This window comes from Nostoc sp. DedSLP03, assembly GCF_034530815.1.
GTDB lineage: Bacteria > Cyanobacteriota > Cyanobacteriia > Cyanobacteriales > Nostocaceae > Nostoc.
In genome coordinates, this window is record NZ_JAVRCK010000098.1 from 21,621 (window position 1) to 32,458 (window position 10,838).

At 42.5% G+C, this 10,838-nt stretch carries 3 protein-coding genes; all 3 read left to right on the plus strand.

What is annotated here, in order from left to right; translation table 11 throughout:
- Window positions 1-31: 31 nt before the first annotated feature.
- The 3 genes from RM368_RS31980 to RM368_RS31990 all read left to right on the plus strand — a co-directional run bounded on the left by RM368_RS31980 (window position 32) and on the right by RM368_RS31990 (window position 10,458).
- Window positions 32-3,298, plus strand: coding sequence for an amino acid adenylation domain-containing protein (locus tag RM368_RS31980; RefSeq protein ID WP_322697782.1), 3,267 nt, complete (start codon window positions 32-34; stop codon window positions 3,296-3,298).
- Window positions 3,295-7,593 carry an amino acid adenylation domain-containing protein gene (locus tag RM368_RS31985; RefSeq protein ID WP_322697783.1) on the plus strand — a complete coding sequence of 1,433 codons (4,299 nt, stop codon included), beginning with the start codon at window positions 3,295-3,297 and terminating at the stop codon, window positions 7,591-7,593. Before RM368_RS31980 ends, RM368_RS31985 begins: the two co-directional genes overlap by 4 nt.
- 267 nt (window positions 7,594-7,860) lie before the next feature.
- On the plus strand, window positions 7,861-10,458 hold the full coding sequence (locus RM368_RS31990) for a beta-propeller fold lactonase family protein (protein WP_322697784.1): 2,598 nt from the start codon (window positions 7,861-7,863) through the stop codon (window positions 10,456-10,458).
- Window positions 10,459-10,838: the final 380 nt, after the last annotated feature.

The window sequence follows — 10,838 nt, forward strand, 5'->3', positions numbered from 1 at the left end:
ATTCAATAAACTGAGAAAATAATAGAGTTTTATGACCTTATCACCTGTAGATTACCAATCGACATTAACTGCGGTTGATTTTGATCCATTTGCAGATGGAGAATTACTTCTAACCGCCCCCGCTACAGAATCACAAAAAGAAATTTGGGCTTCTGTGCAAATGGGCGATGCTGCTAATTGTGCTTATAATGAGTCTCAATCTCTGCGACTAAAAGGCGAACTTGATGTCAAACTTTTCCAATCTGCGGTAGAAAAGTTAGTACAACGCCATGAAGCGCTACGGACAACTTTTAGTACCGATGGCAATACACTCTGCATTGTTGCTTCTCGGCAAATTGAAATTCCGATTATTGAACTTTCTAACCTAGAACCACAGGAAAAACAGGAAAAATTAGCTAGTATCTTGCGACAAGAGGTAGAGCAACCTTTTGATTTGGAACATGGCCCTCTATTTCGGGCAAAAATTGTCAAATTGCAACCGCAGGAGCATCTAGCTATTTTGACAGCTCATCATATTATTTGTGATGGTTGGTCTTGGGCAGTACTGATGCCAGATTTGGGTAAATTTTATTCTGGCTTGCAACAGGGTATTGTTCCTGAATTAGAAGAACCAGACTACTTAAGTGAATATGCGATTTTGCAGGAAGAAGAGGCGGATAGTCCAGAAGCGATCGCCACAGAACAATACTGGTTACAACAATTCGCTGACTCTGTACCCGTACTGGATTTCCCTAGCGATCGCCCCCGTCCCCCACTCAGAACCTTTAACGCCGCCCGCGAAGATTGGCATTTAAATTCCGAACTAGTTGCCAACCTGAAACAACTAGGAACAAAACTCGGTTGTAGTTTTATGACTACTATCCTGGGAGGATTTGAGGTCTGGCTGCACCGTCTAACAGGACAAAACGATTTAGTTGTAGGTATTCCAGCCGCCGGACAAGCTGCTTTAGGGCAGTATAATCTTGTAGGACACTGTGTAAATTTACTACCATTGCGAAGCCAGATTAATGGCGAAAAATCTTTCAGCGACTACTTGCAAACGCGGCGATCGGCTGTCTTAGATGCTTACGATCATCAACAATTTACCTTTGGTAGTCTAGTCAAAAAATTAGTATTGCCACGGGATTCCAGCCGTATTCCCTTAGTACCAATTATATTTAATGTCGATCAAGCTTTAGACAGCGATCAACTTCCGTTTATCGGGTTAGAGGTAGAATTTTTCTCCAATCCCCGCGCCTTCGAGAATTTTGAACTGTTTATCAATGCTACGGAATCGCATGGTGAACTTATTCTGGAATGCCAGTACAACACTAATTTATTTGACGCTGATACTATCCGCCGCCGGATGGCAGAGTTTGAAACTTTGTTATTGGGCATAGTTGCTAACCCTAATCAAATTATTGCTAAATTGCCAATTTTGCCAGCAGTTGAGCAACAGTTATTAGCAGCATGGAACAATACTCAAACAGCTTATCCCCAAGATATCTGCATTCACCAGCTGTTTGAAACTCAAGTGGAGAAGACTCCAGATGCGATCGCTGTGGTTTTTGAAGATGAACAAATTAGCTACCGCGAACTGAATCAGCGAGCCAATCAGCTAGCGCATTATCTCCAAAGCTTAGGAGTCGGGCCAGAAGTTCTGGTTGGTCTGTGTGTCGAGCGCAGCTTGGAAATGGTTGTAGGAGTTTTAGGCATTCTCAAAGCCGGGGGAGCCTACGTACCATTAGATTATGCTTATCCTCAAGAACGTTTAGCTTTCATGCTGCAAGATGCTCAAGTATCAGTGCTACTAACGCAGGAGAAGCTAAAATCGGGGCTACCTAACCATCAAGCAGAGATTGTTTGCCTTGATAGCAACTGGCAATCCATAAATAATTATGGCTTAGATAACCCCACAGATAAAGTCACTGCCAATAACTTAGCCTACGTCATCTATACATCTGGCTCGACAGGTCAACCGAAAGGCGTTCAAATTCAACATCAAAGTGCTGTTAATCTGCTGAATGCGATCGCTAAAGAACCCGGTTTAACTGCTGAGGATACTCTTCTTTCTGTTACTAGCCTATCCTTTGATATTGCCGTCTCAGAAATTTTTCTACCTCTGTCTGTAGGTGCGAAGTTAGTATTGGTAAGCCGTGAAGTTGCGGCTGATGGTACTCAACTGTTAAAAGCCCTAACCACTTCTGGGGCAACCTTTATGCAACCAACACCAGTTACTTGGCGGCTATTACTAGCAGCCGGATGGCAAGGTAGTCCTCAACTGAAGATGATTTCCACAGGTGAAGCCTTACCTAAAGACCTCGCTAATCAATTATTACCGAAGGGAGCTTGTTTGTGGAACCTGTACGGGCCAACAGAAACAACCATTTGGTCAACAGGCTACAAGGTGACAACGGCAAATAAACCAATAGGCATTGGTTGTCCTCTAGCTAATACGCAAATCTACATTTTAGACTCCCATTTACAACCCGTTCCCATTGGTATATCAGGTGAGTTGTATATTGGTGGCGAAGGACTAGCAAGGGGATATCTAAATCGTCCCGAACTGACTGCTGAAAGATTTATTTCTAATCCCTTCAGCCCAAACCCTGAATCGCGCTTATACAAAACTGGGGATTTAGCTCGCTATTTACCAGATGGACATATTGAATACTTGGGTCGTATCGACTATCAGGTAAAATTGCGTGGTTTCCGCATAGAATTGGGTGAAATTGAAACCGCACTCCTGCAACATCCAGGCGTAAAAGAAGCTGTTGTAATTGTTCGAGAAGACATTCCGAATGAGACTAGTTTAGTCGGTTATATTGTTGCCGAAACTGGTCAAGATAGCTTGGAAGTGATTTCGCAATTGCGTCGATTCTTGAAACAACAGCTTCCTGACTTTATGGTGCCAACAATCTTTATGGCACTAGAAGCGATGCCGTTAACCCCCAATGGCAAAGTCGATCGCAAGGCATTGCCACAGCCAGATGCTTCCCGCCCAGAACTGGAGGCAAATTATGTAGCGCCCCGCACTCCCATTGAACAGCAGATTGCAGATATCTGGGCACAAGTTCTTAATGTCAAACAGGTTGGGATTAACGACAACTTTTTTGAATTGGGTGGGTATTCTCTGCTAGGAATTCAAGTGGTTTCTCGAGTCCGCCAAGCCTTGCAAGCAGAAATTTTGATGTCCAATTTATTTGAATTACCAACAGTAGCAGATTTGGCTGAACGAGTGGAAACTCTGCGGTGGGCAACCCAAGGCGTTCAGGCTGCTGAGAGTGAAGCTGATGATTACGAGGAAGGCGAGCTATGAAAACATTAAATGAACTACTATCTGAGCTACGTCAGCGCGATGTCAAACTTTGGCTAGAGGGCGAACGCTTACGTTATCGGGCCGCGAAAGATAGTCTCACACCAGAATTGCTAACCGAGTTAAAAACTCAAAAAGCCGAAATCATCAACTTCCTCCGACAAATTAACACAACCGCCAGTTCACAAATTCCCCCAATTGTCCCTTGTGAACGGAATGGCAACTTGCCGCTTTCCTTTGGTCAGCAACGGATATGGTTCCTCCATCAGTTTGAACCTGATAGTTCCTCAAATAATATGCCAGTTGTGGTGCGTTTTACGGGGAATCTGAATGTTGCTGTCTTAGAAGAAAGTTTAAGAGAAGTCGTCCGTCGCCATGAAGTTCTGCGGACAACTTTTCCAGCAATGAATGGAAAGCCCACTCAAGTAATTGCCACCGATGTTTCCTTGACCCTGCCAATAATTGACTTGCGGCAAGTCCCAGATGAACAACGAGAGGCAGAAGCTCACCTACTGGCAACTAAAGAAGCTCATCAACCCTTCGATTTAGCCAATGGGCCAATTTTGCGGGTGTTACTGCTGCGATTGAGCGATCGCGAACATCTGCTAATTTGGAATATGCACTGCATAGTTTGTGATGGTGCTTCGTCCGATCTGTTCTATCAAGACCTGACTAACATCTATAAAGCATTATCAGCAGGTCAGGCTTCTCCTTTAACTCCCTTACCAGTGCAGTATGCTGACTTTACCAATTGGCAATATCAATGGCTCCAGGGAGAGGTTTTAGAGTCACAGGTAAACTACTGGAAGCAAAAGCTAGAAGGCAATTTACCGATAGTTGAGTTACCTTACGATCGCCCCCGTCCTCAAGGAGTGCAAACCTATCGAGGCGATCGCGCTGCCTTGCTGCTATCAAAGGCGCTGAACCATGCCCTGACAGACCTGAGTCAAAAATGGGGTGTCACCCTGTTCATGACTCTACTGGCAGCATTTGAGCTATTGCTCTACCGTTATTCTGGACAAGAAGACCTACTAATTAACTTTGCAAGTGCAGGTCGAGGACAAGTTGAAACCGAGGGGCTGATTGGATTTTTTTCTAATACTCTTGTACTGCGGAGTAACTTTGCAGGCAACCCAACTTTCCGAGAATTATTAGACCGAGTGCGTAAGGATTGTTTAGAGGCTTATACCCATCAAGACCTACCCTTTGAGAAGCTAATTGAAGAACTTAAACCAGAACAGCGAAGTCGCAATACCTCACCCCTGTTCCAGGTAAAATTTTCCCTCAATCCTCCTTGGTCGAATGGTCGTGGCATGGCATCAGTGCAACTACCTGATTTGACAATCACTTCTCTATTTGGCTACATCTATCATGGCAAAACCAAATACGATCTGACATTGGTCTTGCGGGAACAGGATAATGGTCTGGGCATGGTATTTGATTATAATGCCGAGATGTTTGATGCCAGTACCATAGAGCGGATGTTGGGACACTTCAAAACTTTGCTCGAAGGTATTGTTGCTAATCCCGATCGCCCGATTGCTGAATTACCTCTGTTGACAGCATCCGAACAACATCAATTGTTAGTTGAGTGGAATAGCAAACAAGCTGATTATCCCCAGGATACTTGTATCCATCAGTGGTTTGAAACTCAAGCTAAAAGAACTCCAAATAATATTGCAGTCAGTTTTAAAAATCAGCAATTAACTTATCAAGAACTTAACCAACGGGCAAATCAACTAGCCTACTATTTGCAAACTTTAGGGGTAGAATCAGGGGTACTCATCGGTCTTTATCTAGAGCCTTCCCTGGAGATGATTGTGGGGCTGTTGGGTATTTTGAAAGTCGGTGGAACTTACGTACCCATCGCTCCGACATCTGGGCAAGATGATTTGGCTGTCATTTTAGAAGATGCCCAAATATCTTTGGTGTTAACCCAAAGCTCATTAGTTAAGAAGCTCTCTGAGCATCAAGCACAACCTATCTGTTTGGATAGTGATTGGGAAGTTATTGCCGTACACGTGACTGAAAATCCAGAAAGTTATGGCACATATCGGACTCTCGCCTGTGTAATGTATGTGTCCGGCTGCAATGGAAAACCCAACGGTATAGCTATTACCCACGATAATCTTGTCAGCCACAGCTTGGCAATTAGCGAAACTTGGGAGTTGACCCAGAGCGATCGTCTATTACTCATACCTAGTATCAGTTGCGATACTTTCATTGAATCACTTTTCCCCTGTTGGATTACTGGTGCTACCGCAATTCTCCAGCCTCAAAAGCTACAAAACTCGACGACGCAGTTTTTCTCATTCATTGCTCAACAACAGATTAGCGTTGTCAATTTACCTACTTATTTTTGGTATGAGTTAATTAAAGAGCCATCTGTATCTCCCCAAACTTTACCAGCTAGCTTGCGCTTAATCATAGTTGGTGGTGAAAAAGTCTCACGGCAAGCTTATCTAACTTGGGTAGAAAAAGTTGGCAAGCAAGTACGCTGGCTGAATGCTTATGGATCGCTAGAAACAACTTTAACAGCCACGGTTTACGATCCGGAAACTGCCACCGAAGCCAGTAACACTCGGTCAGAAATTCCCATAGGAAAAGCGATCGCCAATACTCAAATCTACATCCTCGATCGGCGATCGCAACTCCTCCCTATTGGTGTAACTGGTGAAATCTACATCAGCAGTATCGGTGTTACCCAAGGCTACTTTAAGCGTCCCGAATTAACATCTGAGAAATTTATCCCCAATCCCTTTAGCAGCGAATCTGGAGCATACCTTTACAAAACTGGTGACTTAGGACGCTACTTAAGTGACGGCAACATTGAATTTCTGGGTCGCTTAGACAATCAGGCAAAAATTCGCGGCTTTCGCATTGAGTTGGCTGAAATTGAAACAATTTTGGGTCAATATCCAGGCGTACAAAAAACTGTGGTGATTGCCAAAGAAGATGTTCTTGGGGATAAAATTTTAGTTGCTTATGTTGTTCCCAAACAAGGAGAAACTTTTGGAAGTGAGCAACTGCTGAGTTTTCTCCAGCAAAAGTTTCCTGAACATTTGTTGCCTTCTACCTTTTTCATAGTCGATTCTTTACCATTGAATGCTAATGGTCAAGTCGATTGCCAAGCCTTATCTAGGCTGAATCCAAATACTTCTAAAATAGAAAAAATATTTGCCACAGCAGAAGATCCATTACAACTTCAATTAACTAAAATCTGGGAAAACCTTTTAGGTATTCATCCCATTGGCATAAAAGACAACTTTTTTGATTTGGGTGGAAACTCACTACTTGCAGTACACTTGTTTTCTCAGATTGAAAAGACATTTGGTTTAAATCTGCCCTTAGCTATTCTTTTGCAATCTTCAACCATTGAGCAATTAACTAATTTTATTCGCCAGCAAGGATTTTTGCCAGAAAGCCATAATCAGGTTGAGAGTAGTACTAGTAACAACTCAAAAAAATCGATGCCTTGGTCATCACTAGTACCAATGCAGCCCAACGGTTCTAAGCCACCTCTCTTTTGCAGCCATGCAATTGGTTTAAGTGTTCTCTACTACCGAGATTTATCACTTCATTTAGGTGAAAATCAGCCATTTTATGCACTACAAGCACGAGGATTAAATGGGAAAGAAGCTCCCTTTACCAAGCTTACAGAAATGGCGGCTCATTACATCAAAGAGATACAAACTATTCAACCTGAAGGCCCTTATTTTTTGGGTGGTTCCTCCTTTGGTGGACTAGTAGCTTGGGAAATGGCTCAACAACTCGTAAAGCAAGGTCAAAAAGTAGCTCTGTTAGCTTTATTTGATACTACTGGCCCAAATTACATTAAACAAGCGCCATTAGAAAAACGAGTTTCTCAGCATTGGGACAACCTGACAAAACTTGGGACTAATTACGTACTTGAGCAAATCAGGAACAAAAGCTCTTGGCTGAAGTATAAACTTCAAGAAAAGTTCCGAAAATGGATCTTTAAATTTTCCTTAATAATTTGGCGGACTGTACCTTATAACTATCGGAAATTAACAATCGAAGAGGCCAATAAACAGGCAGCCAGAGAATACGTTCTAAAAGCTTATCCAGGTCGAGTCACTGTATTCCGAGCAGATGAGCGCAATGCATTGGAAAAACGAGAGGTTGACCCCCAAATGGGTTGGGGTGAAATGGTCTTAGGAGGTTTGGATATTCAAAATGTCCCAGGAAACCACGACTCTATTTTTAGAGAACCTCATGTCCGAACTTTATCTGAAAAGATGAGGGCTTGTATAGATCGAGCTATTGTAGACATCTGAAATTCATCTAATTTGCAGAAATAGTTATAGCTTTCAACCTCATCTCGCTTCCGGGATGGGGTTATTTTATTTGTGGGTAATAACTTTAACTATATATGTATAAATTCAATTGCCACTCAAGCCCTGACATCAGTCATAATCTGAAAAATACTTAGTATATATACTGAGGTTTGAATAAAAATCAGACAATAAGCTATATAGTACATTCTTGTCTTCGCTAGAAAAGAATATTACTTTTACAAACTATTTTGCAATCTCAAGGGAAATATGACGCAGAAAATCCTGAATTTTGTAGAAGTTCAAAAAAATAATACAAATGGTGTCGATGGACTTGGTGGTGCTAAATCCCTCACCGTCAGCCCCGATGGCAAATTCCTCTATGCTGCTGGATATGATGACTCGGCTGTAGCGGTATTTGAGCGGGATATAACCACAGGCAAACTAAGTTTTATAGAAGTTCAAAAAGATAATACAAATGGTGTCGATGGACTTGGTGGTACTAAATCCCTCACCGTCAGCCCCGATGGCAAATTCCTCTATGCATCTGGATATGATGACTCGGCTGTAGCGGTATTTGAGCGGGATACAACCACAGGCAAACTAAGTTTTATAGAAGTTCAACAAGATGATACAAATGGTGTCGATGGACTTGCTGGTGCTGAATCTCTCACCGTCAGCCCCGATGGAAAATTCCTTTATGCTGCTGGATATAGTGACTCGGCTGTAGCGGTATTTGAGCGAGATACAACCACAGGCGCGCTGAGTTTTGTAGAAGTTCAACAAGATGATACAAATGGTGTCGATGGACTTGGTGGTGCTGAATTCCTCACAGTCAGCCCCGATGGAAAATTCCTCTATGCTGCTGGATATGATGACTCGGCTGTAGCTGTGTTTGAGCGAGATACAACCACAGGCGCACTGAGTTTTGTGGAAGTTCAAAAAGATGGTATCAGTAGTGTCGATGGACTTGCTGGTGCTAAATCCCTCACCGTCAGCCCCGATGGAAAATTCCTCTATGCTGCTGGATATGATGACTCGGCTGTAGCTGTGTTTGAGCGAGATACAACCACAGGCGCACTGAGTTTTGTGGAAGTTCAAAAAGATGGTATCAGTAGTGTCGATGGACTTGCTGGTGCTAAATCCCTCACCGTCAGCCCCGATGGAAAATTCCTCTATGCTGCTGGATATGATGACTCGGCTGTAGCTGTGTTTGAGCGGGATACAACCACAGGCAAACTGAGTTTTGTGGAAGTTCAAAAAGATGGTATCAGTAGTGTCGATGGGCTTGGTGGTATCTATTCTGTCATAGTCAGCCCCGATGGAAAATACCTCTATGCTGCTGGATATAATGACTCGGCTGTAGCCGTGTTTGAACGGGATACAACCACAGGCAAACTAAGTTTTGTTGAAGTTCAAAAAGATGATACAGATGGTGTCGATGGACTTGGTGGTGCGGCTTCTGTAACTCTCAGCTCCGATGGCAAATACCTTTATACTGCTGGATATGATGACTCGGCGGTGGCGCTGTTTAGTACGCCTTTCAATCATGCGCCAGAGGTGGCAAATGAAATTCTTGACCAAGAAACCACCGAAGATAGTGTCTTCAATTTCACCCTTCCAGTTGACACCTTTAGCGATGCAGATGTTGAAGATACCCTGACTTACACTGCAACTCTAGAAAATGATGATTTACTGCCTACTTGGTTAAAGTTCGATCCTGCTACCCTTACCTTCAGTGGGACTCCGAAAAAAAAGGATGTAGGTAATCTAAACATCAAAGTCACTGCTAAAGATATTGCTGGAGAGCAAGCTAGTGATATATTTACGCTTGGAGTTGCCGATAAAAATACTCCTACTACTCTATTCACATTAATTACAGGCGATATCTTTAGTATCAAGACTAAGCTGAAGACTAAAGGCAATAAAGCAAAAATCTCCATCAAAATTAAAACCAGCACTTTTAAACAGGTGAATGAGCTGTGTGTATTTAATGTTGATGATGATGAAGGTAAGATTGATGGTATAGCCCCTGGTGCAGAAGGCTATACACAAGCTGCTCTTTTACGCTCCAAAGTGATTTTCTTCTCCCTTGCTAAGATGCCCAAGGGTTTCAAGCATGACGATGTGAATAACGTCTTAGAATTTGACTCTGATACCAAACTCCGATTCTATAGCGTATCCAACAGTACTACTCAGGCTGTACTGTCTGGAAAAGCATCTTTTTCAAGTGTGGTTTTTTCCTCAGCCACAAATACCAACACAGGAGAGGAAGGCTTTTCTCTCAACTTCCAAGATTTCGCTGTAACGGTTCAGGCAACAAATCAAGAAATATCTTTGGGTACAAATTTGCAAGGCAAAAAGGAAGGCGAACTGATTGATTTACGGGGTGTAGGAAAACCGGTAAAGGCTGACTTTAAAGTTTATAGAGAAGCGGCATTGAACAACTTTGTCGGTTTTTATCAAGTGGCTGATGAAAATGGTGGCATTGACACCAATAGCGATGGTAAAGCAGATATTCTCGTTGGACAAGCAGGTTATGCCGAAGCTGCTGTACGTAAGCGTGTTACAGGCGTTGACTTGACGGTAAGCAATCAAGGTTCGGAAACATCTACCAGCACTTTCGGAACTGATTCGCTATTTGCACCCTTTATTATTATCAATGGTAAAGCGGATAAGTTTCTCGATAATAATGCCAATAACGATCCAAAGATTTACTTTTCATTTTTGGGTGCTAACTCAGATAAGGTAGATCACATTCGACTGTTGGGAAATAACACCTTTGGTTTTGAAGATTTAGCCAATGGTGGTGATAAAGATTACAACGATATGATTGTGCAGATCAATTTGAGTGTCAATCTTGCCTAGAGCAAAGGCGAGTAATTATTTAAAAAAATAATACAACCTCATCCCGGTTGCGGGGTGAGGTTCTTTTCTGCATGGTGATTACATGGACTCATATATGTATAAATGCGATCGCCAATAAAACCTTTGCATCAGTCCTAAACCTGTGCATCAGCGTGTTAAAGGCATTTTTTGACGGTGAATAACCAAAAGACAGTTAATTACACCGCGACTTTCAAAGCTGATTCTCTGTTTGCGCCATTTATTATTATTGATGGTATGGTAATATCGCTCCTAAGGTTTAGGCAGTATATTTACTGAAGTTTACCATTAGCTTTTTATATTTATATTAGGGCGTGTCATCAATTAGGTAAACTGGAATCAGAACTGCTGAAAAAGAATAA